This is a genomic window from Flavobacterium cerinum (genome assembly GCF_004028155.1).
Taxonomy (GTDB): Bacteria; Bacteroidota; Bacteroidia; order Flavobacteriales; family Flavobacteriaceae; genus Flavobacterium; species Flavobacterium cerinum.
Genome location: NZ_SBII01000008.1, coordinates 119360 through 145026 on the forward strand (window position 1 = coordinate 119360; position 25667 = coordinate 145026).

Annotated in this window: 17 protein-coding genes; 9 read left to right on the forward strand and 8 right to left on the reverse strand. The window is 39.3% G+C overall.

The annotated features are described in order from the left end of the window. Positions 1 to 14 precede the first annotated feature (14 nt). The 4 genes from EPI11_RS11810 (at position 15) to EPI11_RS11825 (ending at position 8878) form a co-directional block, all read left to right on the forward strand. A complete protein-coding gene (locus EPI11_RS11810; protein ID WP_128390180.1) occupies positions 15 to 3152 on the forward strand; it encodes a UvrD-helicase domain-containing protein in 3138 nt (1045 codons plus the stop codon). A gap of 200 nt (positions 3153 to 3352) precedes the next feature. Next, positions 3353 to 4546 (forward strand): glycine C-acetyltransferase, encoded by a 1194-nt coding sequence (gene kbl, locus EPI11_RS11815; protein ID WP_128390181.1) that lies wholly within the window; start codon positions 3353 to 3355, stop codon positions 4544 to 4546. 107 nt (positions 4547 to 4653) lie between these two features. After that, positions 4654 to 6042, forward strand: coding sequence for an OmpA family protein (locus EPI11_RS11820; RefSeq protein WP_128390182.1), 1389 nt, complete (start codon positions 4654 to 4656; stop codon positions 6040 to 6042). Positions 6043 to 6106: 64 nt separating this feature from the next. Beyond that, a complete protein-coding gene (locus tag EPI11_RS11825) occupies positions 6107 to 8878 on the forward strand; it encodes a PD-(D/E)XK nuclease family protein (protein ID WP_128390315.1) in 2772 nt (923 codons plus the stop codon). Positions 8879 to 9401: 523 nt separating this feature from the next. On the opposite strand, the gene EPI11_RS11830 is transcribed toward EPI11_RS11825, so the two are convergent. From EPI11_RS11830 to purN, 4 genes are all read right to left on the reverse strand, one after another. Next, positions 9402 to 11300 (reverse strand): amidophosphoribosyltransferase, encoded by a 1899-nt coding sequence (locus EPI11_RS11830; protein WP_128390183.1) that lies wholly within the window; start codon positions 11298 to 11300, stop codon positions 9402 to 9404. Positions 11301 to 11369: 69 nt separating this feature from the next. Continuing rightward, positions 11370 to 12299, reverse strand: coding sequence for a PfkB family carbohydrate kinase (locus EPI11_RS11835; RefSeq protein ID WP_128390184.1), 930 nt, complete (start codon positions 12297 to 12299; stop codon positions 11370 to 11372). A gap of 360 nt (positions 12300 to 12659) precedes the next feature. Further along, on the reverse strand, positions 12660 to 13139 hold the full coding sequence (gene rnhA / locus EPI11_RS11840) for a ribonuclease HI (protein WP_128390185.1): 480 nt from the start codon (positions 13137 to 13139) through the stop codon (positions 12660 to 12662). A gap of 86 nt (positions 13140 to 13225) precedes the next feature. Beyond that, a complete protein-coding gene (purN, locus tag EPI11_RS11845; RefSeq protein WP_128390186.1) occupies positions 13226 to 13792 on the reverse strand; it encodes a phosphoribosylglycinamide formyltransferase in 567 nt (188 codons plus the stop codon). Between the two features lie 177 nt (positions 13793 to 13969). Between purN and EPI11_RS11850 the strand changes: the two genes are divergently transcribed. The 5 genes from EPI11_RS11850 (at position 13970) to pyk (ending at position 18463) form a co-directional block, all read left to right on the forward strand. Then, a complete protein-coding gene (locus EPI11_RS11850; protein WP_019037482.1) occupies positions 13970 to 14206 on the forward strand; it encodes an acyl carrier protein in 237 nt (78 codons plus the stop codon). Between the two features lie 208 nt (positions 14207 to 14414). Beyond that, positions 14415 to 15668, forward strand: coding sequence for a beta-ketoacyl-ACP synthase II (gene fabF / locus EPI11_RS11855; RefSeq protein ID WP_128390187.1), 1254 nt, complete (start codon positions 14415 to 14417; stop codon positions 15666 to 15668). A gap of 10 nt (positions 15669 to 15678) precedes the next feature. Continuing rightward, positions 15679 to 16425 (forward strand): ribonuclease III, encoded by a 747-nt coding sequence (gene rnc, locus EPI11_RS11860; RefSeq protein ID WP_128390188.1) that lies wholly within the window; start codon positions 15679 to 15681, stop codon positions 16423 to 16425. Positions 16426 to 16539: 114 nt separating this feature from the next. Then, a complete protein-coding gene (locus tag EPI11_RS11865) occupies positions 16540 to 17028 on the forward strand; it encodes an IPExxxVDY family protein (RefSeq protein ID WP_128390189.1) in 489 nt (162 codons plus the stop codon). Positions 17029 to 17032: 4 nt separating this feature from the next. Beyond that, entirely contained in the window at positions 17033 to 18463 is a 1431-nt protein-coding gene (pyk, locus tag EPI11_RS11870) for a pyruvate kinase (RefSeq protein WP_128390190.1), read from the forward strand. 422 nt (positions 18464 to 18885) lie between these two features. Here pyk and EPI11_RS11875 read toward each other — a convergent pair whose 3' ends face one another. The 4 genes from EPI11_RS11875 to EPI11_RS11890 form a co-directional block, all read right to left on the reverse strand. Beyond that, positions 18886 to 19938 (reverse strand): PA0069 family radical SAM protein, encoded by a 1053-nt coding sequence (locus EPI11_RS11875; protein ID WP_128390191.1) that lies wholly within the window; start codon positions 19936 to 19938, stop codon positions 18886 to 18888. A gap of 195 nt (positions 19939 to 20133) precedes the next feature. Next, positions 20134 to 20568: a hypothetical protein gene (locus EPI11_RS11880; RefSeq protein ID WP_128390192.1), complete on the reverse strand. Its 435-nt coding sequence runs from the start codon at positions 20566 to 20568 to the stop codon at positions 20134 to 20136. A gap of 185 nt (positions 20569 to 20753) precedes the next feature. Beyond that, on the reverse strand, positions 20754 to 23105 hold the full coding sequence (locus EPI11_RS11885; protein ID WP_128390193.1) for a T9SS type B sorting domain-containing protein: 2352 nt from the start codon (positions 23103 to 23105) through the stop codon (positions 20754 to 20756). 64 nt (positions 23106 to 23169) lie between these two features. Beyond that, positions 23170 to 25524, reverse strand: a complete 2355-nt coding sequence (locus tag EPI11_RS11890) for a T9SS type B sorting domain-containing protein (RefSeq protein ID WP_128390194.1) — start codon at positions 25522 to 25524, stop codon at positions 23170 to 23172. Between the last annotated feature and the right edge of the window lie 143 nt (positions 25525 to 25667).

The following is a 25667-nucleotide window of genomic DNA, read 5'->3' on the forward strand; positions in this document are numbered from 1 at the left end:
AACACTCATTATAAGTGCATAAAACTGCTTTCTCAATTTACAACGCTTCGGCGGGTTCTGGTAAAACGTATACGCTGGTAAAAGAATACCTGCGCATCCTTTTACAATCTACTACCGATGATGCTTACAGAAAAATTCTTGCCATTACTTTTACTAACAAAGCTGTGGCCGAGATGAAGAACCGTATCATCCTGAACCTTTCGGATTTTTCTAAAGAAGATCCGGGTGAACGTGCATTGGCGCTCATGAAAGTATTGGCACAGGAAACCGGTTTATCCATCGCTACCATACAGGATAAGTCGAGGTCTATCATCAAGAACATCATTCATAACTACGCTTCGTTTGATATTTCTACCATCGACCGATTTACCCATAAAGTAATTCGTGCTTTTGCGCACGACCTTAACCTTTCGGTTTCGTTTGACGTTTCGCTGGAAACCGACAGCCTTTTGCAGGAAGCCGTAGATGCTATTATCGCTAAAGCGGGAGAAAATGATGTATTAACGGCATTATTGGTCGATTTCTCGTTAGATAAAACCGATAATGATAAAAGCTGGGACGTAACGTATGAGCTGTTTGAAACCGGAAGACTGCTTATTGACGAGAACAATCGTAATGAGCTGCATCAGTTTAAAGACAAGACTATAGAAGAGTTCCTATTTATAAAAGAGAAACTTAAACAGTCGATATCAGCATTAGAAGCAGACAATAAGGCATTAGCCAATGAACTTATAGCTTTACTGGAAAACAAAGGCGTAGATCTTAAGTCGTTTTCCCGAGGGACTTTCCCAAATCATTTGGGTTATATAAGAGACAACACTTTAAACAGTACCCATAAGCGATTTCATGAACCGGAAGATGTTCAGATTAATAAAGCCGCAAAAGACCGTGAGCTTATAGAGAGCATGCTAAATGATATCATAGCTACACTTCAAAAGGTGTATAAAAACTATGAGAAACGCAATTTTTATCAGGCATTCCTAAAAAACATAACACCATTATCGCTCCTTAATTCTATTGGGCAGGAGCTGGAACGCATACAAAAGGAGCAGAATGTACTTTCGATATCCGAATTCAATGCTATAATCCATAAAGAGATCCAAAACCAGCCTGCTCCTTTTATATATGAAAGGCTAGGCGAACGCTACCGTCATTTTTTTATTGATGAGTTTCAGGATACCTCACAAATGCAGTGGAACAATCTTATTCCGCTTATCGATAATGCGCTTTCCAGCGAAGACCTAACGGGCGATCGCGGCACGCTTATGATCGTGGGCGACCCAAAACAATCTATATACCGCTGGCGTGGTGGTAAGGCCGAACAACTAATCGCGCTGGGTAAAGGCGAAAATCCTTTCTCTAATCCCGATATGGAAACCCTCAACCTGGGTACCAACTTTAGAAGTTACAGCAATGTGATAGAATTCAACAATGAATTCTTTTCTTACCTCGCTAACGAATTTGAAGACGAAGATTACAAAACCATGTATGCCGGCAGCAAACAGGAGGTGAACAATAAAGGAGGAGGCTATGTAAACATATCGTTTATCTCGGAGGTCCAGCAGGACGATAATGACGATGTAAACAAAGACTCACTTTATCTTGACGCTACTCTTGCCATTATTCAAAAAGCATTGAGCAATGGCTTTAACTATAAAGATATTGTATTGCTTACGCGTAAACGTACACCCGGGGTGCTGCTTGCCAATTACCTTACCGAAAACAGCATCCCTATATTATCATCCGAAACACTGCTTATTGAAAATGCCACCGAGGTTAAGCTTATCATTAACCTGCTGCGCTATCTTAAAAGCAATGAGAACATAGAAGCTAAGGCTCACTTTTTATATTTTGCTGCACGAACGCAAAACAGCATTGCCATTCACGACTTTATTGCCGAAGGTATGGCACAGCCTACCGAAGAACATCTGGAAAACTGGCTTGGGCTTCACGGCATAAACATGTCGTTTAGAAATTGCAGAAAACGATCACTCTATGAAGCGGTAGAAACCATAGTAGATGCTTTTGTAAAAGAAAAAAGCAACCAGAGTTATGTACAGTACTTTTTAGACCTGGTACTGGAAAGAGATATGCGAACCCAATCGGGTATTGCCGACTTTTTAGAGTATTGGGATAAGAATGGATCGAAATTCAGCATTCCGTCACCCGAAGGAAATGATGCCGTTAGAATAATGACCATTCATAAATCGAAAGGACTGGAATTCCCGGTAGTTATTTTTCCATTTGCCGAAGAAGATTACAGCCGTGCTCCACGCAGCAAAATGTGGCTGGATCTTGATGATACTACCTTCGAATTTCAAAGGGCCTTGGTAGACAGCAATAAAGATGTGGCTCAGTATGGCGAAAAAGCATCAGAGCTTTATGCTATAAAATCGCAGGAAGAGCTGCTCGACAACATTAATATATTATATGTGGCACTTACCCGTGCCGAAGAACAGCTCTACATTATATCGAACAGGAATTTTACAAGCAAAGGCGAACTTACTAATAATATGTCGTCTTACTTTATAAAGTACCTAATGAGCAAACAGCTCTTTAATAATGAAGTAACCGAATATGAGTTTGGTGATCCGGCAAAACTTTCAGACCATCAGGAACTGGAAGCACCTCAGCAAACCATTAAAGTGGTAAAAGAACGATTCAATCCAAGGGCAGTAAAAATCGCACAGCGTGAATCGCTCATGTGGGGCACTACCCGACTACAGGCTATTGAGTTTGGTAATGTGATGCACGAAATACTATCCTATATTAAAACAGAGAATGATATTCCGCTCGCCATCATCAAAGCTACCGAAGAAGGCCTGATCGTGAGAAGCCAGCAGGAAACGGTAGAAAAAACACTCACCGATGTTATTTTCCATCCGGAACTTAATATATTCTTCGCTACAGATAACACTATTTTTAATGAGCAGAGCATAATCCGCCACGATGTACAAACCATAAAACCGGATAGGGTCGCTATAAAAGGAAACACCGCTTTATTATTAGATTATAAAACCGGGGCGCACCTGCCAAAGTATGAAACCCAGCTGGCATCCTATCAAAAAGCATTAGAAGAAATGGGACTACAGGTGGTTAAAAAAACACTCGTATATATAGGAGATACCATAAATGTAGTAAATTTGGCCTGAAAACAGGATTCGACATACCTTAATAGCAAAGGGAAATGACATCTGGTGTCATTCTGAGCGCAACGCAGTGAAGTCGAAGAATCTCTTAATAAAATTTGATAGAGATTTGCTCCGCCAGTCGGCTAAAGCCTCGAGCCTCCCGTTGGTCGAAATGACAAAATGAATCAATAATAAAAACAAGAACAACAAATCATAATACAATGTACGGAAAAATAAAAGAGCACTTAGCAGCCGAGCTGGAAACAATTAAAGAAAACGGGCTTTACAAAAAAGAACGTATTATAGCTTCTCCGCAAGATGCAGAGATCACTTTAGACTCCGGTCAAAAAGTACTCAACTTTTGCGCAAACAACTATCTTGGCCTATCATCGCACCCTGAAGTTATACAGGCAGCTAAAGATGCTTTAGATACTCATGGTTTTGGTATGTCATCTGTTCGTTTTATCTGCGGCACTCAGGATATTCACAAAAACCTTGAAAAAGAAGTAGCTGAGTTTTATGGTACAGAAGACACTATATTATATGCAGCAGCTTTTGATGCTAACGGTGGTGTATTTGAACCATTATTAGGCGAAGAAGATGCAATTATTTCAGACAGCCTTAACCATGCTTCTATTATAGACGGTGTGCGTTTGTGTAAAGCAGCACGTTACCGTTATGAAAACAGCAATATGGAAGAGCTGGAGCAGCAGCTTATAAAAGCAAACGAAGAAGGCCGCCGTTTTAAACTAATTGTTACCGATGGTGTATTCTCTATGGATGGTGTTGTTGCACCACTAGACAAGATATGTGACCTTGCAGACAAATATGATGCAATGGTAATGGTAGACGAATGCCACGCTGCAGGATTTATAGGTGCTACCGGTAAAGGCACACTGGAAGCGAAAGGTGTAATGGGCAGGGTAGATATTATCACAGGAACATTTGGTAAAGCCTTAGGCGGTGCCATGGGTGGATATACTACAGGTAAAAAAGAAATTATCGAACTGCTAAGGCAGCGTTCAAGGCCTTACTTATTCTCTAACTCACTAGCTCCATCAATCGTAGGTGCGTCTATAAAAGTATTTGAACTTCTTAAAAAAGATACTTCCCTAAGAGATAAACTGGAGTGGAATACAAATTATTTTAAAGACGGCATGAAAAAAGCCGGTTTTGACATCATCGATGGCGACTCGGCTATAGTACCCGTTATGCTTTATGATGCAAAACTATCACAGGTAATGGCAGACGAATTGCTTAAAAAAGGTATTTATGTAATCGGATTCTTTTTTCCGGTGGTTCCAAAAGGAAAAGCAAGGATAAGAGTACAGCTTTCGGCGGCTCATAACAAGGAACATTTGGACCACGCAATTGCCTCATTTACAGAAGTTGGGAAAGCGTTAACTATAATTTAACGACAATTTAGAGTGAACCGTAGGATAAATTTTAATAAAACGTTTTGCTGTTCAATTTTAACAGAGTAAATTTGCTCCATATAACCTTTGTAATTAAAATAAAAAGTATGAAACATCTTAACAAACTATTCGTTGCGGCCCTTATGGCAATGAGCTTAAATGCTCAAGCGCAGGACGAAGACAACCCTTGGGCAATTTCCTTTGGTGTCAATGCGGTAAGTACACGTTTTGGATCAGGTTCTGATTTACAAAATAACTTCGACAAATACTTCAAAACTGAAGAGTGGAATGTACTACCATCTGTATCTTACATTAACGTGTCTAGACACGTAGGCAGTAACTTCTCTTTTGGTCTTACAGGATCTGTAAACAAAATTGATAAAATGGTACAACGTACTGTTGGAACTAATTCTCACTACATCAAACATGTTGACGATCTTACTTACTACGGTGTAGATGGTATCATCAAATACAGCATCATGCCAAAAAGCTGGTTTAACCCTTACGTTCACGTTGGTGGAGGTTACACATGGTTAGATGAGCAAGGTAATGGTACAGTAAATGGTGGTATTGGTATCAACTTCTGGTTTACAGAAAATGTTGGTCTTACACTACAATCTACTTACAAACATACATTCGAAGATCAATTCGGAGAAGCTAATGTACCAAGACACATCCAGCATTTTGCAGGTCTTACCTTCAAATTTGGTGGAAAAGATACTGACAAAGATGGTATCTACGATAAAGATGACGCTTGTCCAGAGATAGCTGGTCTTCCTCAGTTCCAAGGTTGTCCTGATACTGACGGTGATGGTATTCCAGACAAAGATGATGCTTGTCCAGAAATTGCTGGTTTAGCTCAGTTCCAAGGATGTCCTGACACTGACGGTGATGGTATCGCTGATAAAGATGATGCTTGTCCAGATGTTGCAGGTCCTGCTAGCCTACAAGGTTGCCCTGACACTGACGGAGATGGTATCGCTGACAAAAACGATAAATGTCCAGACGTTAAAGGTCCAAAAGAAAACGGTGGTTGCCCATGGCCAGATACTGACGGAGATGGTGTATTAGACAAAGATGATCTTTGCCCAGACGTTAAAGGTACTGTTGCTAACCGTGGATGTCCAGAAGTAAGCGAAGAAGTTGTTAAAAGACTAAACGATTACGCTAAAACTATCCTGTTCAACAGTGGTAAAGCTACATTTAAAGATGAAACTTATGTTGTTCTTGAAAACATGAACAAAATACTTAAAGAGTACCCTAACTCTAAATTCATCCTTGAAGGACACACTGACAGTGATGGTAGTAATGCACTTAACCAAACGCTATCTGAAAACAGAGCAGCAGCAGTTAAAACTTGGTTAATCGAGCATGGTATCGCTTCAGACAGACTTAGATCAGTTGGTTTTGGTGAAACTAAACCAATCGCTTCTAACAAAACTGCTAAAGGTAAAGCTGAAAACAGAAGAGTAGAAGTTAAACTTATCAAAGAATAAGGAAACCTCAAAATAAATGAAAAGCGTCCTCGATTTATCGGGGACGTTTTTTTATTTTTATACCATGGCAGATGTAACTTTTCTAGACAAGCTAAGCACTCAATTAATAAATGATTACGGTAGTTCCCTACCCGATGTGGTTATTGTACTGCCTAACAAAAGGGCAAAAATATTTCTTCTTGAAGCCCTTAAAAAACAATTAAGCACTACTGTTTTTGCACCTAGCATTATCAGTATCGAAGATTTTGTGCAAAATGTGGCTGGTATTCGTTCCATAGACGCCATAGAATTACTGTTTGAATTCTACTCTGTTTACCTCAATATTACCCCAAAAGACAAACAGCAGCCCTTTGAAACATTTGCCAACTGGGCAAAAACCCTATTACAGGATTTTAACGAAATAGACCGTTACCTGCTTAACCCGGCACATGTATTATCTTACCTTAAAGACATTGAAGATATAAAGCACTGGTCGCTGGATCTGGACAACCGAACCTCAATGATAGAAAACTATCTGGAGTTCTGGAAACTATTGCCGTTGTATTACGAGTCAATTTACAACCATCTTTTAAACAAGGGCACCGGTTATCAGGGACTCATTTATCGTGAGGCGGTTAAAAATATCCATCACTTCTCTAATGCTTTCACTAAAGGACAAATGATCTTTTCGGGCTTTAATGCGCTCAATGCTGCCGAAGAAAAAATTATACAGCACCTGCTCTCTGTTGGGCAGGCGAAAATATACTGGGATATTGACCAGGCATTCTTAAATGACCCCTACCACGATGCGGGGCTCTTTATAAGACGTTTCAAAAAAGAATGGAAACAATATGCAGGACAGTCTTTTGAATGGATTGTAGACGAGTTTAGCCAATCGAAGAACATCAACATCATTGGCACACCCAAAACGGTAGGACAGGCAAAAATTGCAGGCGAACTTGTAGAGCAGTTTCAGCAGCAGAGCCACAGCCTTGACAGAACCGCATTAGTTCTTGGTGAAGAGAATATGCTTATCCCTCTACTGTACAGCCTGCCTAAAAGTGTAGGTGCACTTAATATAACAATGGGCTATAGCAGCCGAAACAACCCTGCGCAGTTACTAATACAAAAACTCTTTAAGCTGCACACCAATGCACTTAACCGTAACGAGAAAAGCTATACATTATACTATCGCGAGGTACTCGACATCCTTACGCATCCACTGGTAGAACCCTATGCCGGAGCTAAAGAGCTACTCGAAATTATCAACCGAGATAACTTTACCTTCTTTTCACTCGATAAGTTATTTGCGCTGCACGGCAATGCATCACCGTTCTTTAAACTCCTGTTTGAACGATGGGACAGCAATGCCGGAACTATACTTGCCCGATTATCAGAAATTCTTATTGCACTGAAAGGTTTCATGAGCGCAGATGATGAGGAAGACAAGATCACCAAAGCATTTTTGTATTCGATATTTAAAGTCATCAATAAGCTTATCAATTATTATGAGGCCTACCCGCAAATGGACAGCCTGCCCGTTCTTTATTCCATATACAAACAGGTAATTGATATGGCAGAAGTTTCGTTTGAAGGTGAACCACTGTCGGGACTTCAAATCATGGGAGTTCTCGAAAGCCGTGTGCTGGATTTCGAGAATGTTATTATCACTTCAATGAACGAAGGGAAATTTCCGGCAGGTAAAACCCAAAACTCATTTATACCTTATGACGTAAAGCGTGAGTTGGGACTTCCTACCTACAAAGAAAAAGATGCCATATACAGCTATCACTTTTATCATTTAATGCTGCGTGCTAAAAACATTTACCTATTATACAATACCGAAAGTGAAGGACTTGATGCCGGGGAGCGCAGCCGTTTCCTTACCCAGCTTGAAATAGAAAAGAAACCCAAACATACCCTCAAGACAGGTATATACAATGCTTTTTTACCTGATAAGGCTTATGAACCTATGGTTGTACCCAAAACACCCAAGGTTATGGAACGCCTAAAAGAGATCGCTACAGGAAAAGGATTTTCGCCATCGGCATTAACAGGCTACATCCGTAACCCAATGCAATTCTATTACCAGCGCGTGCTTCGCATACGCGAGGTTGAAGAGGTTGAAGAGAGCATTGCCCTAAATACCCTAGGAACAATCATTCACGGTGCCTTAGAGGAGCTCTACAGACCTTATGTCGATAAATTCTTAGCCACTCACAATGTAGATGCCATGACAGCACTGGCCGACGACGAAGTAATGCGCCAATTTGTACTCGTATACAAGGAAGGCGAAATTAAAAAAGGGCGAAACTTATTAGCCTTTGAAGTTGCCAAACGTAACGTGCATAACTTCCTGAAACAGGAAAAACAACAATTATTGAATGGCGATACGGTTAAGATACTTGCCCTGGAAAAAAAGTTTGAACGATTACTGGAAGACAACAGACTACCCTATCCTGTAATGATTGCAGGTAATATTGACCGTATTGAACACCGCAATGGGCGTATTAGAATTGTAGATTATAAAACCGGTAAAGTAGAAAAAGGAAATCTTGTGCTTAAAACCTGGAATGGCCTTCCGACAGATGTAAAGAACGAAAAGATAATTCAGCTCCTCACCTACGCCTTCATGTATGAACCCAATAATGACGGACTGGAAACAGAAGCCGGAATTATATCGTTTAAAAATATGAAAAGCGGCTTTATGAATTTTTCTTATAAAGACAACCATGACAAAGGTGCCGCGACACAAGATTTTGTGGATTCAGAAATGCTCGAGGAATTTAAAACACAACTTGTACTGCTTATCAATGAGATCTTAAATGAAGAAATCCCGTTTACCGAAGTGATATAAATTTTATCAGTAATTAGAGCAAACACAATTGTTATGTAAAACACAAAATCCAATCGCTAAAATCAAAATATAACTACGGAAGCTTCGAATGTTACAAAAATAACATTATTGACAATAAAAAAGGGAAAACGTTGCAGTTTTCCCTTTTTTTGCCCCCAAAAATACCGTAAAAATTAATTTACTAATGCTATTTTCTTCTGTAAACATATAATCTTATGACCTACTTCACAAGTCTTTTAGACAAAATGCAATAAAAGTCGTTGAAATACACAAAAAATAGATGAACTACATGAATTTCAATTATTAAATAAATATGATAATAATGACCTAATATAGATATGCCCTGGCATTACAAACCGTATTAAAATAAGAAAGGGAAAACGTTTCCGTTTTCCCTTTCTTGGCCCCCAAAAATACTGTAAAATTAATTTACTAATGCTATTTTCTTAGGCCAAAAGTATATTCTTTCATCGTGTCGCACAAACTTTTTCGTTCAATGACGTCAAAAGTCGTTAAAACGCAATTAATAAGCTCTGGCGTCGTTTCCTTCGTAGAAATTAATGTATGCTTTGTTTACTACACGGTTACCGCCTGCTGTAGGATAGTCTCCTGTAAAGTACCAGTCACCCAGATTCTTAGGGCAAGCTTTGTGTAGGTTTTCCACAGTTTGGAAAATAATTTTCACCTCAGCTTTAATCCCTTCAGAGCTTAACATCTGAGCTATTTTATCTGAAATTTCCTGATCTGTAAACGGAGCGTAAAATTCTGTTACATAGTTTACAACTTCACTGTCCGGTAAACCTTCCTGAGCTTTTGCTTTTTTGTACACATCGTGTACTATATGCTCCAGTCCTCTTTCTTTGAGTAGTTCGTGTGTTGCCTGGAAAGCCACTAATCCTTCCAGCTTAGCCATATCGATACCATAACAGTCAGGATACCTGATTTGTGGCGCAGACGATACTACAACAATACTTTTAGGATTAAGCCTATCCATCATCTTAAGTATACTTTTCTTAAGTGTTGTACCTCTCACAATACTATCATCGATAATAACAAGATTATCCTCCGGTTTAATAACACCGTAAGTAACATCATAAACGTGAGCAACAAGATCATCACGGCTGCTGTCTTCGGTAATGAAGGTACGCAGTTTAGCATCTTTAATAGCTACTTTCTCTGTACGTATTTTCACTTTAAGAAGCTCCTGAAGTGTTTCTGCAGTAAGCGTGTTCCTATTCTCTAATATATGGTTGTTTTTTCGCTGGTTCAGGAAATCCTGAGCCGCTTCTACCATACCATAGAAAGAAGTTTCGGCAGTATTAGGTATAAACGAGAAAACAGTGTTATCTGTATCACTATCAATAGCATCAAGCACTTGTGGCAATACTAATCTGCCCAATTGCTTACGCTCTTCATAAATTTCGGCATCACTGCCTCTTGAAAAATATATTCTTTCAAAAGAACAAGCTTTTTTTGGCAGCGCAGGAATGATCTCTTCGATGCTTACAGTTCCGTTCTTTTTAATAATTATTGCATTACCCGGCTCAAGTTCCTGTACTTTATCAAAAGGAACATTAAACACGGTTTGGATCACAGGTCTTTCTGAAGCTACAACAGCGATCTCATCATCCTGATAATAGTAAGCCGGACGGATGCCCGCAGGATCTCTAAATACAAAACTGTCACCATGACCTAATAAACCTGCCATTGCATAACCACCGTCCCACTGCTTAGAAGCACGCTGTAAAATTTTAGCAACATTAAGCCTTTCTGATATTACAGCAGAAGCTTCCTGTTTTGTATATCCTTCATTTTTACAATCCTGGTAAAGGTCTGCCACTTCGCCATCAAGAAAATGACCAATTTTTTCCATTACAGTAACGGTATCAGCAAGCTCTTTAGGATGCTGGCCAAGCTCTACAAGGCTATCAAAAAGTTCTTTAACATTAGTCATGTTAAAGTTACCCGCTACAATAAGGTTTCGGTGCATCCAGTTGTTTTGGCGTAAAAACGGGTGAACACTCTCAATACTGTTTTTACCAAAGGTGCCGTAACGAACGTGACCAAGGAACAATTCACCTATATAAGGTATGTTTGCTTTTTGTAAAGCCACACTATCATTGTATTCCGGGTGCTGTGTAAGCTCTTCATTGATTCTTTCATTGATTTGCTTAAACACATCCTGAATAGGCTGCTGCTGATTGGAACGCACTCTGCTAATGTATCGCTGACCGGGCTCAATGTCCAGTTTAATGCTGGCAAAACCTGCACCATCCTGTCCGCGGTTGTGCTGTTTTTCCATTAACAGGTACATTTTTTGTATACCGTAAAAAGCAGTACCATACTTCTCTTTATAGTATTCTAATGGCTTTAATAATCTTAACAGCGCAATACCGCATTCATGTTTTAAAGCGTCACTCATAATCGTTGTGTATGTGTTGTAGTTGTTGTGTTCTCTATTAAAAAAAGCCCATGAGGGCTTAATGTTTCTTTATTTTTCCAGCGCAATGTCAAACTGCGTTAACGCTCTGAATTGTTGCAGGCGCTCCAGCACCTCTTCTTTTTGCAGGCGTTCCATTCGTTTAGTTCCAAATTCTTCTACACAAAAGGATGCCATGTTAGATCCATAAATAATAGCATTCTTCATGTTCTCGAAAGAGATGTTTTCGCTTTGTGCAATATAACCGGTAAAACCTCCTGCAAAAGTATCGCCTGCCCCTGTTGGGTCAAACACTTCTTCCAGTGGTAATGCAGGAGCAAAGAATATTTGTTTTTCATGGAAAAGCAATGCACCGTGCTCTCCTTTTTTGATCACTACAAATTTGGGCCCCATCTCCTGTATTTTAGCCGCAGCTTTAACCAGCGAGTATTCACCTGTTAACTGACGGGCCTCTTCATCATTTACTGTAATCACATCTACACGCGCAATAACCTGTTTTAACTCAGACAATGCACAGTCCATCCAAAAGTTCATGGTATCCAGCACTACAAGTTTAGGTGCTTTAGTTAACTGATCCAGTACACTTATCTGCGTTAGCGGATGCAGGTTACCCAGCATTACCACATCGGCATCTTTAAAATTTTCGGGAACTTTAGGCTCAAAATCCGCAAGGGTATTCAACTCCGTTACAAGAGTATCACGGGAATTAAGATCGTTATGGTAGCGTCCGCTCCAAAAAAACGTCTTGCCGCCTTTAACGATTTCTATCGCAGAAACATCAATGTTTCTTGCTGTTAGAAGGTCAAGGTATTCCTGAGGGAAGTCTTCGCCAACAACAGACACGATTGCCGTTTGGTGTTTAAAAAATGAGGCCGAAAGCCCAATATAAGTACCTGCTCCACCCAGAATCTTATCGGTTTTGCCAAAAGGCGTTTCGATAGCATCAAAAGCAACAGAGCCAACAATCAGTAATTTATTCATAAAGGCGGTGAAATTTGAAGATGCAAAGATACTTCATATCTTCAATAGTTACAAAAAATTGACGATCAAATTCATCAATGCTAGTATATACAAAATCAATAGATTACAATGAATTTATTGCAACAACACTAACACTGCGTTCCTCTATTATATTATTTAATCCGCAAACATCCATCACTGGCATTTGTCATCAAATAATTAACATTTTAACAGTGTATTTCTCTGTATTTGCGCCAAATTATCTATCCATCAAAATCTTCAAACTTGATCATAAAAAGTATGCTTACGAGTCAGGCAAAAAGATCACTTACTGTACTTTTCGCTGAAAAGAAATCTTTACCTATATATTCTAACCGTTAATTACACCTGTTTCGAACCTATCTCTTCATAATAGGCATCAATATTTAATTTAGGCGATGTAGATGCCATAACAGCAAGCTGATCACAGCGTTCGTTTTGCGGATGGCTGTTATGCCCCTTTACCCATTTAAAGTCGACTTTATGTTTACGGTACACTTTCAGGAAACGCTGCCACAAGTCGGGGTTCTTTTTATCTTTATAACCTTTTTTCTCCCAGCCAAAAACCCAGCCTTTTACAACAGAGTCTACTACATATTTAGAATCAGAAACCACTAATACTGTAGTTCCGGGGTTTTTAAGTTTTTCCAACCCTACAATAACTGCCAGTAATTCCATGCGGTTATTGGTCGTTAACCTAAACCCTTCATAGAATTCCCTGCGGTAATTTTGCCCCACAAGTTCCATGACAACGCCATAACCTCCCGGTCCGGGATTGCCTTTTGCAGCGCCGTCTGTATATATATGTACTTGGTGACTCATTTATTATTTTGGATTGGTAGATTATTCGAAAAACTATTCATTATACACTATTTGGATCTTCTTTAAAAATCCAGCCATCTAACTATCTATAGATCCTTTAGTAGTTCTTCAATCACCCTCGGGAAATGTTCATGCTCCAACTCCAGTACTCTTTGTGCTACATCTTCTGGAGTAAGACAATCGGAAACTGCTACGGTGTGCTGATAAATTACGTTCCCTTCATCATAATTATCGTTCACAAAATGGATCGTAATACCCGATTCGGCATCTTTATTCTCTAAAACTGCCTTGTGAACATGGATACCATACATGCCTTTTCCGCCATATTTAGGCAGCAGTGCCGGGTGTATATTTATCACTTTCCCAGGGTAGGCCGCAATGATATCTGACGGAAACTTCCACAAAAAACCCGCCAGTACGACGATACTAGGGTTAAACGATCTTAATTTTAACAGTACTTTGCCCTCATTTAGCTCTTCTTTTGAGAAAATAACGGTAGGAACACCATATTTTTTTGCCTTATCCAGCACTCCTGCATTTGGGTTATTTGTAAACAAAGCAACCACTGCATAATGCTCCTTATGTGCAAAATACTGCATGATTTGTTCAGCGTTAGAGCCACCCCCAGAAGCAAACAGAATAATATTTTTCATTTTGTGACAAGAATTTGATAGTGCAAAAAACGGAATAATAAACCGCAAAATAAAGGTGTTTTGAGATTATTGTAAAATTAATTTTTTAATTTAGTGCCACATTTTTTGACGAAAACGTGGTTTTAAAATAAAGTTTTTTATTTTTGCCATTCAATTTAAATTCTAAAATTAAAGATTATGTCAGACATTGCATCAAGAGTAAAAGCGATTATCGTAGACAAATTAGGTGTTGACGAAAACGAAGTTGTAACAGAAGCAAGCTTCACTAACGATTTAGGAGCTGATTCCTTAGACACTGTTGAGCTTATTATGGAGTTTGAAAAAGAATTTGATATCCAGATTCCAGATGATCAGGCAGAAAACATTTCTACAGTTGGTCAAGCTATTTCTTACATCGAAGAAGCAAAAAAATAATAAATATTTGACATCCATGTAATTATAATATTACATGGATGTTATTATTTATTGGATTTTAAGGCCAAAAACGCTTTGAAAAAATGAATGACTTTTAAAAAAACAAAGATCCTTCATAAAAAATATTATCAGTGCCCATGTTTTCTTATCATTTTATTAGAGACGCATGGGTATTGTTCTTTAAATTTGAAACTATAAAATTGACCTTATGAAATTAAGAAGAGTTGTAGTAACAGGACTGGGCGCACTTACCCCTATTGGAAACAACGTTGAGGAGTATTGGAACAATCTTGTTAACGGTGTAAGCGGCGCAGCCCCTATAACCTACTTTGACACGACTAACTTCAAAACAAAGTTCGCCTGTGAGGTAAAAAATTTCAATGTTGAAGATTTTATAGACCGAAAAGAGGCACGAAAAATGGACCGTTATGCACAATATGCTATGGTTGCTACGGAAGAAGCCGTTAAAGATGCAAACTTTGACTTTGAAAAATTAGATAAAGATAGAGTCGGTGTTATCTGGGGATCTGGTATTGGCGGACTTGAAACTTTCCAGGAGGAAGTTATCAATTGGGCTAAAGGTCCTGGTATACCTAAATTTAACCCTTTCTTTATACCAAAAATGATCGCTGATATTGCTGGTGGCCATATTTCTATAAAATATGGTTTCAGAGGCCCTAACTTTACTACAGTTTCTGCCTGTGCATCATCTACAAATGCTTTAATAGACGCTTTCAACTATATCCGTTTGGGCCATGCAGATGCTATGGTAACCGGCGGTAGCGAGGCTGCTGTAACCATTGCCGGAATGGGCGGGTTTAATGCAATGCATGCGCTATCTACAAGAAATGACGACCCTAAAACTGCTTCAAGACCTATGGATAAAGACCGTGAAGGTTTTGTACTTGGCGAAGGTGCCGGTACTCTTATACTTGAAGAGTATGAGCACGCTATAGCAAGGGGCGCTAAAATTTACTGCGAAATAGGCGGAGGCGGAATGAGCGCTGATGCACACCATATCACAGCTCCACACCCGGAAGGGCTTGGCGCTCGTAATGTTATGAATAACTGCCTTAGGGATGCAGGCTTACTGCCTACAGATGTAGATGGTGTGAACATGCACGGTACATCTACTCCTCTTGGTGATATTGCAGAATCTAAAGCTATAATTGAAGTTTTTGGTGAGCATGCTTACACGCTTAACCTTAACTCTACAAAATCTATGACAGGCCACCTTCTTGGTGCTGCCGGTGCTATAGAGACCATATCTTCTATACTATCTATAAAGCACGGTATCGTTCCGCCTACCATCAATCACTTTACGGATGATGAGAACATAGACCCTAAACTTAACTTCACTTTTAACAAGGCCCAAAAAAGGGACATGAAAGTGGTTATGAGCAATACATTTGGGTTTGGTGGACACAATGCATGTGTATTAGTAAAGAAACTCGAACTATAATGGACGGGGCATGGGTATCATAAAAAAAATATTCACAAAAAATACCCGTCTCTCTCCGGAAGACGGGATTTTTTTTGACGAGATCTATAAAATGCTGGGGTTTCAACCGTTAGACCTCAGCCACTATCGTAAAGCATTCATACACAGATCATCTAACAAAACAGATGAGAATGGAAATCCAATAAACTACGAAAGACTGGAGTTTTTGGGCGATGCCATGCTGGGATCAGTCATTGCTGCACACCTTTTTAATGAGGTGCCTACCGGCGACGAAGGATACCTGACCAAAATGCGCTCAAAAATTGTAAGCCGTGAACACTTAAATGAACTGGGACGCGATCTTGACCTTATAAAATGGGTAGAAAGCAAAGTATCTACACAGCATTTTGGCGAAAACATACACGGTAACCTTTTTGAAGCTTTAATTGGAGCCATCTACCTGGATCGCGGCTTCACCTATTGCGAAAAATTTATACATAAAAAAGTAATACTCCCTTATGTGGATATTGCAAAACTGGAAGGCAAGGTTATTAGCTACAAAAGCCTTGTTATAGAATGGTGCCAAAAAGAAAAAAAAGCATTTCAATATGAAGTGTATGAAGATAACGGTACCGAAGGCCAGAAACATTTTGCCGTAAAACTTAAAATAGACGGCAGGATAATTGCGCGTGCACGTGCAACTTCAAAAAAGAAAGCAGAAGAAAAAGCATCCCAACGCGCCTTTTTTGCATTTCAGGAAAAAATTAACAAAAAATAAGCCAACTTCCCAGCAAACTAAAACGTTTTCGTAAAGAAAATAGCATAAACTTAATTTATAAGCCTGTTTTTTATTAACATTAAGTAGTATATTTACGGCTTATTTAGATTTGTTATGGCAGTTCACAGACTATTGATTGACGATTTTGTTACGATCGATTACGGATTGATTGCCATTCATTCATCCCTCGAAGACTACAGGCTTGCCTACTTCATGAACAGGGAATTATCTATACTGCTTGAAAAAAGTAACCACGATATTGGGGTTACTATTAACGAAGGGGAAAGCTGTTTTTCAAGATTCATCTTTGAAAACCCCGACGACGACAGCATGTGGAATCTTATCCAGAACAAGGCGAAGGTTATCTCCATGCAAAGCAACACCTCTACTTCTTTATTTGAAGACACGGACATGTCATTAACGACAAACGTTTTTTTGATGCCCGAGCTCAAGAAAGTAGATTATGTGCTTAAAATCGAAAACATTCCTGCTCATTTAGAACTGGATGACATAGTAGAAAAACTACTTACGATAAAACAAGTCGCCACAGCCTACACAATTGATCACACGAAATTAAAATCTAAGAACAATTTAATTTTTTAAAAGAATGCCAACAAGAAAAAAAACTAAAATTGTAGCCACATTAGGGCCTGCATGCAGCACCAGAGAAGTATTGAAAGACATGATAGATGCAGGTGTAAATGTATTCAGGATCAACTTTTCACATGCCGATTATACCGATGTTAAGGAGCGAATAGACATGATAAGAAGCCTTAACAGCGAGTTTGGTTACAATACATCTATTCTGGCCGATTTACAAGGACCAAAACTGCGCGTTGGGGTAATGAAAGAAGACATTATTGTAAACCGTGGCGATATAATTACATTTCAAACTGCCGAAGATACTTTAGGTACTGCCGAAAGGGTGTACATGAACTATAAAGAATTCCCTAACGATGTTAATCCTGGCGAAAAAATATTACTTGACGATGGCAAGCTGATGTTTGAAGTACTGGAAACAAACAGAAGAGACGAAGTTAAAGCTATGGTTATACAGGGCGGACCGTTAAAATCTAAAAAAGGGGTTAATTTGCCTAACACTAAGGTTTCTTTGCCTGCTCTTACGCCAAAAGACATTAAAGATGCGCTTTTTGCTATTAAAGAAGAGGTAGACTGGATCGCGCTTTCGTTTGTAAGAACGCCAAAAGACCTGGAAGAACTTCAGGATCTTATTGCAGAACACTCATCATACAAAATTCCAATTATTGCTAAGATCGAAAAACCTGAAGCAGTAGAGAATATCGATAAGATCGTTGCTTTTTGCGATGCGCTTATGGTAGCTCGTGGAGACCTTGGTGTAGAGGTTCCGGCACACGAAGTACCGCTTATACAAAAAAAGCTGGTAAATCGCGCTAAAACAGCCCGTATCCCTGTTATCATCGCTACGCAGATGATGGAAACAATGATCACGAGCCTAACACCTACCCGCGCCGAAGTAAATGACGTTGCCAACTCTGTAATGGATGGTGCAGATGCTGTAATGCTTTCGGGAGAAACATCTGTAGGTAACTACCCGGTTCAGGTTATCGAGAAAATGACACAGATCATTGAAGCTGTAGAAGATTCTCCGCTAATCACGGTTCCTCAAAACACACCACAGGTAAGAACAAAACGTTTTATTACAAAATCAATATGCTACCACGCTGCCCAAATGGCAAACGTGATCAAAGCAAAGGCTATAAGCACACTTACAAACAGTGGCTATACTGCTTTCCAGATCTCTGCATGGAGACCAAACTCACACATCCTGGTGTTTACATCAAACAAAAGGATACTTACACAGCTAAACCTGCTATGGGGCGTTAATGCTTTTTACTATGATAAATTTCTTAGTACAGATGAAACTGTTGAAGATGTGAATAATATTGCACGAGATAAAGGTTATGTAGAAAAAGGAGATATCCTTATTAACCTTGCAGCCATGCCGGTTATAGAAAAAGGTATGGTAAACACCCTAAGGGTATCTGAAATAGAATAATTACAGCTTTCTTTCCAAAAAAGAGCGAAGCCATCCTGCAAAGGGTGGCTTTTTTATTTGAGGCTGGATGTCTGATCTTGGAATTAAAGACTCGCCAATAATTCCATAGTATTAAAGTATCTTCAGCTATGCTATTCTTTTATCCCGGAAGGATTATATTTCGGTAACAACGATCGAAACGCAAATATTTCCCACAGGGAATTAACACTCTATTACAACATTTAAAATCAATGATTTAAAAGAACGCGGATGACGCGGATTTAGATGATTTTAGCAGATCCTTAGAAACTCGGGGGAAGGTATGACTTTCAGATTCATGTCATAAGCTTTTGTTTCAAGACAAAAGAACATATTTAAACATTCATAAAAAACGCTTCGACAAGCTCAGCGTGACCAGAACTTTATACATTTTAGCCTTAAACCTAAAAAAGACTCAGCTGCTCCCCTCTGGTTCCGTCAAAATGATGAACATCCAGCGGAAGCATCTCTTTATCTTTAAAGAACTTTTGGCGCGCTATCTTAAAAGTAGTGTGTATCATATTGGCAATATTACCTTCGCCTGTTCTTCGTTTACCAATTTGTTTTTCGCCCAACTTACCTCCGTGCATGGATGCTATCTGTTGCAATACCTTTTCTTTCCTGTCTGGGTAATGCTGCTCTAACCAATCGATAAAAACAGGTTCTACCGTATCATTTAGCCGAACGAGTGTGTAGCCAAAACCCTTTGCTCCTTTCTCGGCAATCGTTTTTACGATCGAAAGGATTTCGGGCGTGTTGAGTCCTGGTATCATTGGGGCTACCATAACATGGGTAGGAATTCCGTTTTGCGAAAGCGTCTCAACAGCTTTTAATTTTGTATTTACCGATGATGTTCTGGGCTCCAGCTTTCGCCGAAGGTCCTCATTTATAGTAGGGATACTTAATGAAACACTCACCAGATTTTTCTCGGCCAGTTGGGTTAAAATATCAAGGTCACGAATAACCATGGCATTTTTAGTAAGTACATGTACCGGATGCCTATAATCGAGGCACATTTGCAGTAAACCGCGTGTAATTTCCAGTTTACGCTCTACGGGCTGGTAGCAGTCTGTATTTCCAGACAGTAGTATAGGCTGGGGTTTATAGCCTCTTTTTTTAAAGAATTTTTCCAGAAGCTGCGGTGCATTTTTTTTGGCAAGTATAATTCGTTCAAAATCGACCCCTGCGCTGTATCCCCAATATTCATGGGTAGGACGGGCATAACAGTAAGCACAGCCGTGCTCGCATCCCTGATACGGATTCATAGAATAAGCCATAAAAAGATCAGGGCTTTTAACCTCGTTCACTAAGGTTTTTGGAAACACCTCAATAACACGGGTTTTAGCCAGTTCCTCTTCATAATCGTCCTGATAGATGGACGTTTCATAGCGATTTTTAATAAAATGATTGTGAATATTAGTAACCGCCCCCTGCCCTTTTATCTTATCTTTTTCCATTTTTGCCTCTCTTTTTCTACAGGCAAATTAAGAAATTAGCAGGCTTTTTTGTGCCTACTCACCATACAGATTATTAACAAACGTGTAAAGCCCCAAGAACAAAGGGGCTATAAAAAATGTATATATTTATTAGTGAGGAAACTCTTATTGATTACAATAAACGCTGTTGTTTTATTTAAAATCGCTATAAGAAATTTATGACGCGCGACAAATACTTAGTGACTGTAAATTGCTTTTTTGGTAATTTATATCCGTGCGTAATGCTTGAGCAGCTTCTTCCTGATTTTTAATTTTCTGAATATAATCTGCCATCTGCTTTCTTGTCATCCTGTTTGTTCTAAGCGATTCAAACTCAGAATCAGAATACTCTATGCTAAATTTTTCACGAAGCAGCTCGAGATATTCTTTATAGGTTACTTCACTATCAGGAAAAGCAACATACGACCAGGCATTGTTCTCGTCAACTAATTGCTCTAATTCCGATTGCATCTGCAAATCCTTGTTTTTATTATTCTCTAACTTAGAAAGCATATGCCTTCTAGCTAAAAGCGTTGCAGGAAGCAGGTTTTTATCGACTAAGAAAAAAAATACGGTAGCCACAAGGCCGATTAGTAATATATAATTGTGCATTTCGGGGGGGTGCATTATGTTGTTACTATCACAAATTTATCTTAAATAAGCGTTAAATCATCACTAAGCTATTCATTTTTTTTATATAAGTATAAAAATAAATTATACCGTAGTAAAAAACCGACAAACAGCTAATTAACACCGTTATAACAAACAATAAACATGATAAAGCCTGCAAATTAAAATTACCTGATCATCGAAAAATGTCCTTTATGTTCGCGTCCATCGCTTCGTTCTACTAAAAACCAATAATCAGTAGATGGAAGACGATGCCCGTTATATTCTCCATTCCAACCAGGCTCGCTTCCATTAAAAGAATAGATAAGCTTACCGTAGCGGTCAAAAATATGAATCTTCATATTTGGTTCAAAAAAAGCGGCTTTAATAGTCCAAACTTCGTTTTTTCCATCGCCGTTTGGTGTAAAAAACCTTGGATACATTAGTACCACCACTTCCTGCTTATCAGTACCACAATTGTTTATGTCATTTACATAAACTGTATATTTTCCAGGAAGTAATCCGTTAAATACAGGGCTGGTTTGATAATTAATCCCATTTATAGAGTATTCATAATTCCCGCTGCCCGACACGGTTACAACAATACTGTTCTTATTATCGGTCCAGTCATTAATTTCAATATACGTTATTTCGGGTTTTGCGGCTTCTGTTACAGTAATAGTTTTTACAGCTTCGCAGGTTATGCCGCCCGATACCTGATAGACTGTTATGGTATAACTTCCTGCCTTAGATACCACTATAGATTGCGATGTTGCTCCTGTAGACCATACATAAGCAGAAAAACCTGCCGGCGCTGTTATGGTAACGCTGCTATTTTGGCAAAAAGCAAAAGCATCAGGCATAATAAGAACTGGTTTTCTCACTACATTGAGTATAAAAGAGGTAATAGCATGGCAGATACCTGCATCGGGTGATACCCTTGCATAAATAGTCTGCGGATTTGAAGTATTGGTATATTGTTCGGTAATAAAATTCACTCCTGCTTTAGCATCTTCTAATGAAGTGTAGAAGCCAACAGAGAAATCTACAAGCTGTAACGGGCCTAATATTGTGGTACGCTGGGTACTTAAATCAAACACTGCCTGTCCGTTCTCATCACCACAAGCTGTCATATCCGGTGGCTGGGTTGCCGTTGGCATTTCTAATATTTCTATGGTTTTAAACAGTGTTTGGGGTACGCCGCCTATTGTAAAAGATGCCGACACAGTATAGGTGCCAATGGAAGCATACACATGCGTGGGATTAACTTCATTAGAAAAGTTTCCATCACCAAAATTCCATGTAACACTGTTAGCATCAACTACAGAAGACAAAGAAAATTCTGTAGCATCACTAAGGCAGAATTTATCTGCCATTATTACGGCTGTCATCTTTTGTACCTGTGTAGCAGCAGGAAGACCGGAATTTATTGTTTTCCCGCCAAGATATAGTGCGTTTATTTGATAATTACAGGTTATTCCAAGAACATCCGGGCTATTTATAACATCTAAAGCGTCTAAAAGATTATAACGACAAAAGTAAATTTTTCCGTCAGTCGCAAGCTGTAATCCGCCGCCATCATGAATTTGATTCCCCGGAGATATATTTATGGCAGAAGCAGCAATATCAGCAGCTTCAAGATTATACTGATTTATAGTTGACGAAGTATAACTTGATGTATACAATAATTTACCTGATGGCGAAAACTCAACACCATACATGCTGTCTGTAGTCAATGTTATGTAATTATCTGCCAAGCCTGTAGCAGGATCAAAATCACTTAATTGTACTCCCGAAAATAAATGGCTGTGCGCCAGTTTTGTGCCATCGGGCGAAACCTTCATTGCTCCCATCCAGCCATAGTTTGAAAGTGCAGGCCCTCCATCGCTAACAACAGGTGTTGTATTTACCCCTGCTGCTGTAATTAGTGTAGCATATATTTTATTGTCTGGATACCCTACTGCGGCTACCCATCTGTCTGTACCGTTACTATGCCTTACTATAGTTAACATTTCACCAATAGCAGTGGCTATAAATATATTTTTATTTGAGGTAACTGCACCCAGGCCGCTATCCAGCGTCATATCCACTTCAGAATACCTAAGCCCTTTATAACCCGCATCAACAGGCTGTGTGTCGACAGTAAAAACATAAAAAATAGTATTAGATCCCGGTCGTTGTACTATCACCACTCCCTGGGCACTCGATACATTACCAAACAATCCGGTACCATTGTCCATAACAACATGGTCTTTATTCCATACCGTATTCCCGTTAGTATAGAACATGATCTGTCCATTGGCATCTGTTAGTGTAGCGCAGCCTTCATCGCTCACCAGAGCACCATTAGTAAGTACTACAGGAACACCACTATTAAAGTCGAGCCCTGCATTATTACCAAAATACCATACCGGACCAATTTCCTGTGCGTATGAGAGTGATAAACAAGAAAAGAATAGGCATAAAAATGCATTTTGCCACACCTTCATAAAACTATGCAGGCATGTTTGGAAAAACGATAGAAGTTTTTTTCCATCCATTTTTTTTTCTTTTTCTTAGCAATGTAAAAATAATAAAATTATAACATACTGTATTTCAAAAGTCCTACCTCATCAAAGAGAAATGTCCTTTGTATTCTTTTCCATTTCCGCGATATACAACAAACCAATAATCGGTAGACGGTAAACGGTACCCGTTAAGTTCTCCATTCCAACCGGGTTCACTCCCTTTAAATGAATGAACAAGCTTGCCATAGCGGTCAAAAATGTGAACTTTTATATTAGGTTCAAAAAAAGCATACTTAATAGTCCAAAGCTCATTTACTCCATCGCCATTTGGCGTGAAGAATCGCGGATACATCAACAGTACTACTTCCTGTTTATCTGTACCGCAATCGTTCATGTCTTTTACATAAACTGTATATTTTCCGGGAAGTAATTTGGTGAATACTGAACTGGCCTGATAATTAATTCCATCGATAGAATATTCATAATTCCCGCCGCCCGATACAGTTATAACAATACTATTGTTGTTGTCTGTCCAGTCGTTAACTTCAATATGGGTTATTTTGGGTTTTAACGATTCTGTTACGGTAATAGTCTTTGTAGCTTCGCAGGTTGTGCCTCCCGTTACTTCATAAACCGTTACCGTATAACTTCCTGCTTTAGATACTACAATAGCTTGCGATGTTGCTCCTGTAGACCACAAATAAGACGAAAAACCTGCCGGCGCAGTTATGGTAACGCTGCTGTTTTGGCAAAAAGCAAAAGCATTGGGCATTGTTATAACCGGTTTTGAGACTACATTAAGTTGAAAAGAAGTAATAGCATGACATATCCCTGCATCGGGCGATACCCTTGCATAGATAGTCTGCGGATTTGAAATGTTCGTATACTGTTCGGGAATAAAATTAATTCCTGCTCTGGCATCTTCTATAGAAGTATAAAAACCAACAGTAAAATCTATAAGCTGTAAGGGGCCTAAAATCGTGGCACGCTGGGTTTTCAAATCGAATACTGCCTGCCCGTTTTCATCGCCACAAGCTGTCATATCGGGCGGTTTAGTTGCTGTAGGCGTTTCTAATATTACTATTGTTTTAAAAATAATTTTTGTTTCTCCCTGTATTTGAATGGTTGCCGATACATTATAAGTTCCCGTAGCAGCATATACATGAGACGGACTAAGTTCATTCGAAAAACTTCCATCATTAAAATCCCAAACAATAGTATCGGGTGTTATAGCCGGTATAACAGAAAAAACGGTGGTATCCCCATGGCAAAAATTAACCACCTGTATGGCAAGATCCTGTTCTACCTGCGTAGGTGTAGGCAGGCCGCTTTCGCTAATTTTTCCACCAAGACTTACAGTGTCATACTGAAAACCACAGGCTATCCCTAAAGCATCTGGGTTATTAATAACACTTAATGCCGATCTGTTTCGCATACAAAAGTACACCTTATTGTCAGGGCCGCGTTGTAACAAACCCCCATAATTTTCCTCAATATCTGCCGAATAAAGCGCAACTGCCGAAGCTGGAATATCTGCTGCATCAAGATTATACTGAAACAAATCAGCATTTTGGGTATAAGACACATAGAGGCGTTTGCCCGATGGCGAAAACTCAACACCATACACCATGAAGCTGGAAAGTATCGTTTGATCGTTACTGGCAACTCCGGTTGTTGTATTAAAATCCATGAGCTGCATTCCCGACCCATGATGGCCTAATGCCAATTTATTACCTGCAGGTGATACTTTAATACAACCCAAAAGATCATAAAGAGACGTGAGGTTCATTCCAAGACTGCTAACTACCGGAGTGGTATTTACACCTGAGGCTGTAACCAGTACAGCATGTACACTATTACCCGGAAACCCATGAGTAATTACCCAAAAATCTATACCGTTACTGTGCTTCACCATAGCCAGCTGCTCTGTAGATGCTGTTACTACCGCGATGTTCTTATTTACTGTAACAGCACCAAGTCCTCCGTCGAGCGACATATCTACTTCAGAATAATTACATCCTTTTGAGGGCACACCCGACCAGCCGGGCGCATCTACCGTGAAAATATAGAAAATTGTATTCGATCCTGGTTTTGGAACTATAACGGCCGACTGGACTGCCGATTGCTGTCCAAACAGCCCGCTCCCGTTCACCATATCCTGATGGTTTTTATTCCATACCGTTTCTCCGTTAGTATAAAACATAAGCGCGCCGTCAGGGCCTGTTAATGTCGCACAGCCTTCAATGGTATTCATAGCACTGTTTGTAAGTGCAATAGGACTACCGCTGTTAAAATCCAGTCCGGCACTATTACCAAAGTACCATATCCTGCCTATTTGTTGTCCATGAGATAGAGAAAAGGTGAAGAAAATTAAAAGCAAACAGAGCCTTAACCTAAAAGCGCCGGGGCGCAATAAGGCATAGCAAGGCCGTGTGAAGTTTTGTACATTCATGTTGTGGTTGGTTTTTCATAGCAAACTATGAACAGTTTAAAATGTTAAAACCCTACACTAAAATACTGATAAACAAGTAAAAAAAATAAAAAAATAAAAAAAATCCCGAAAACACTGGGGTTTCGGGATTAAAATATACTCTT